Source organism: Candidatus Phytoplasma australasiaticum subsp. ipomoeae (genome assembly GCF_024425275.1).
Taxonomy (GTDB): domain Bacteria; phylum Bacillota_I; class Bacilli_A; order Acholeplasmatales; family Acholeplasmataceae; genus Phytoplasma; species Phytoplasma australasiaticum.
In genome coordinates this window covers 1-3,388 of record NZ_JALQCV010000020.1, presented here as the reverse complement: position 1 = coordinate 3,388, position 3,388 = coordinate 1, and the positions used below count along the sequence as shown (strand labels likewise).

1 protein-coding gene and 1 pseudogene are annotated in these 3,388 nt (G+C 29.9%); both read left to right on the top strand.

Annotation, left to right across the window (positions count from 1 at the left end):
- The first annotated feature begins 448 nt into the window (after positions 1–448).
- Entirely contained in the window at positions 449–1,651 is a 1,203-nt protein-coding gene (locus tag NQK76_RS02360; RefSeq protein ID WP_004994853.1) for an acetate kinase, read from the top strand.
- Positions 1,652–3,159: 1,508 nt separating this feature from the next.
- Positions 3,160–3,388 (top strand): annotated as a pseudogene (locus NQK76_RS02355) (group II intron reverse transcriptase/maturase); the annotation flags it as partial.

Here is a 3,388-nt window from a genome sequence, read left to right as displayed (position 1 = left end):
GCTCAAGGATAAAGCGACTTTTTAGTAGTCGGAGGAGTAAAACTTAATTTGGAATAATTAAGTTAATCGCCCTCCCAAGATGAAGGTTAACGACCTTTATAGGGCAAAAGAAGTCAGTAATTTATTGCAACTAAAGTCCATTTAGTGTTCAAAAGAGGATAAATTATGGCAAGCCGGATGCTTGGAAACTTGCTTGTCCGGTTTAGATGGGGGCTGTTTGTAATAGATATCAGGAAGGTACATCCTGATTTTAAACGCAAATGTTCTATCCATATAACATTATGATAAATTTTATTTATTCAAATGAAAAATCTAATTTAATGGATTAATAATAATTTGGATCGCTGATAATATATTATGTATTTATTATTTGCTTATTATTTTTATTTATAAATAGCTTTTTATTTTTTTATTTATATCAATTGCAATAAAAGTGGAGGTTTTTTTTATGAAAATTATGTCTGTAAATTCTGGTAGTTCCTCTTTGAAATTTCAATTAATTAATATGGTTACAGAAACAATGTTATGTAGTGGTTTATTCGAGCGAATCGGCAATGTTAATTCTATGTTTACTATTAAAACTTTAGATCGCATTTATAAACAAAATATAGCTATTACTGATCATAAATTAGCTATTGAATTATTATTGAAAAAATTAATTGAATTATCAATTATTAAAGAAATTACTGAAATTAAGGGAATTGGTTATCGTATTGTGCAAGGTGGCGAATTATTTCCAAATTCTATTATTTTAACAGATGAAAATCTTGATAAATTGGAAAGTTTAAATAATTTAGCCCCTTTACATAATCCTGTTAATATTTTGGGTGCTCGTTTGTTTAAACAAGTTTTACCCAAAGCTCTTCATGTAGGTGTTTTTGATACTAGTTTTCATCAAACTATTAAAACTTCTAATTTTTTATATGCAGTTCCTTATGAATGGTATAAAAAATATAAAATTCGTAAATATGGTGCCCATGGCACTTCTTGTCGTTTTATTGTTCAAGAAGCACAACGTTTTTTAGCAAAATCTAATTTAAAATTAATTATCTGCCATGCTGGAAATGGGGTCTCTATTACTGCTGTTAATGACAAAGGAGAATCAGTAGATACTTCTATGGGAGTAACACCATTAGCTGGTGTTCCGATGGGTACACGCAGTGGAGACATAGATCCTGCTATTGTTGCTTTAATTTCTAGTTATGAAAATAAAACATCTCAAGAAGTGATTGATGATTTAAATAATAAATCTGGATTATTAGGTATTTCGGGAATTTCGAATGATTGTAGAGATTTAGAAAAAGCTATGTTAGAGGGTAATGCGAAAGCTAAATTAGCTTTAGAGATTCAAATTAAGAAAATTGTGGATTACATTGCCAGTTATTACGTAAAATTAGAAGGTATTGATGCTCTAGTATTTACAGCAGGTGTTGGCGAAAATTCCATTTTTTTTAGATCCGAAATTATTTCAAAATTAGCAGTTTTAAATATTTTTTTAGAACCAACACTAAATGAAAATGGCCCTAAATTGAGAAATATTGCTAGCAAAAAATCTATTATTCCTATTTTAATTATTCCTACTAATGAAGAATTAACTATTGCTCGAGATGTTATGTCTTTTATTTCGGCTAAAAATAATTCAGCTAATTAAAGTAAATGACTAATCTTTTAATCCTTTTATAAGCGCTAAAGAATCCTAAATATTGTGTTATCTCACCAATAATCAGTGCTGATAAAAATCGAAGGGGCAAAAAAATTATTTAAAGGAAACAATATGGGATTAAAACATTTCTCAAAAGTGGGTTTCGATTAAGTCAGTTATTCAAAATAATATCATCACTAAATGGTTTTAAGGGATAAATCGAAACAGCCTGATAAATAATAAGGATAATGTAATGGTAAAATCTAATTATTAAGCTACTTTAATCGAGTATAAAGGATATTGATAATAAATTAATTTGGTATGGGGTAGTTTATTAACTAACAAAAAGCGCAAAAGGATCGAATTATTAAAAAAATCACTTTAGCCTAAGTAATTAAGGTAGATATTAAAGTAATTTTTAAAAATGTAGTTTCGATTTCTTAATCAAAAAATCTTATTATTATATTATTAAAATCGTTCGACGATAATTCAAAGGGATTGATTATATCATCATCGAAATTGACATCAAAAGGTATTTCGAATCCATCAATCATGATATACTGTTAAGGATGATGAAAATATAAATCAAAAAGGATAAAATCTTCAAAACAATATATTAATAATAAAAAGAAGGGTATCTGTGCATCATTGTTATCAAACTTATCTTAAAAAAAATCTATTATTCCCTTTTCTCATCCAATGTTTTCTTATATTATACATTCAAGACAATAAAAACCAAGTTATTTAATATCTGTAACAAATCTTAAACGGATTATCAACAAAGACAAATCTCAGGTTATTCTGGCGTATAAAAAAACCCCAGTTTTTATCTTACATAGTGAAAACTAATGCCGCCAACAGTAATTAACAAACTATCAAAAAAAATCTCCTTAATGTAAAAAAATCCAAATTTCAATGCTGACGCATAGGACGCCAAAGAGGCCTAAATTTCCTGCTATTTAACCAATAGCCAGGGCCGATAAACCTTGAAAGGAGATGGTCGGTTTAGTAAACGAAAGAATACTGAATTATAGCAGACCATAAAAGCGGGTTGCGACGAAAGCAAATTAGTCAAGATGACTCCGCTACCTAACAATTCGATGGAGAAGCCTGATATGGCCTAAGAAGGAAAATTGATGTAATCCTAAAAACTGTTCCGGAAGTTGCTAAAACGGACAGTCCAGAGTCTACTAGTATAAGTTGTATGTATTGAGTAGTTTATCAAATAAAGAAACCTGGAATCATCCTCTTAACGAGGATACTTCCCCTACAGAATTATGGTAGAATTTTAGTGTAACTTGGAGTATCCTAAAACTGAGTAATTAAGTTTACTAATCCGGAGATAAAAACCTGGATGATCAAGGATAAAGCATCTTCTTAGTAGTCGTAAAGGTAAACCTAAATTTGGAATAATTTAGTTAATCGGCTTACCGAGAGGAGAGTTAATCACTCTTATAGGGCGAAAGAAGAAAGTAATTTACTAGTTATTCAATGGTATCGGGGAAGGAGTTGATATTATGTCAACAACGGTTTCACCAGAAACTAAACTTTCGCGAACATTGAATAAAATTCAATGTTGTTCATCAAACAGCTACTCTTTAAAAAGAGAACTCCAGCAGGGAATGAATAACTTTTACAACATGTTAACAGCATTCAATAGAATCGCCGCTAACAAAGGGGCGGGTACACCTGGAATTGACAATAAAACCATCGATGGAATCAATCTGGAAAGATTAAAAAGATACC